Origin of the sequence: Ammoniphilus sp. YIM 78166 (genome assembly GCF_004522215.1) — a bacterium.
Classification (GTDB): domain Bacteria; phylum Bacillota; class Bacilli; order Aneurinibacillales; family RAOX-1; genus YIM-78166.
Map to the genome: position 1 here is coordinate 1 of NZ_SDLR01000061.1, position 339 is coordinate 339.

Genomic DNA, 339 nt, shown 5'->3' on the forward strand with positions numbered 1-339 from the left:
TCACCGTTGTAGGAATTAGTCAGGTTATCCATCACTAATTTAATCGCTTGTAATGACCATGGCCGGGTGTAATCAGAAGCCATGTTTGACACGTAAGATTCAATGGCATGGGTTAAAACGTCTAACCCAGAGTAAGCCACCGTCTTCTTAGGAACCGTTTCGATAAATTGGGAATCCACAATCGCAACGTCTGGCGTTAAGGCATAGTCAGCCAGTGGGTACTTCACGTGGGTCTTAGAATCCGTAATCACGGCAAACGGTGTAACTTCTGAACCCGTTCCAGAAGTGGTTGGAATGGCCACAAATTGGGCCTTGTGCGGCTTGTTAAACTTGTAAGCC

The 339-nt window shown here is 46.3% G+C and carries 1 protein-coding gene; it reads right to left on the reverse strand.

The window, feature by feature from the left end:
* On the reverse strand, positions 1 to 339 hold a 339-nt coding region (locus EIZ58_RS32895), incomplete at both ends, for an iron-containing alcohol dehydrogenase (RefSeq protein ID WP_134705222.1).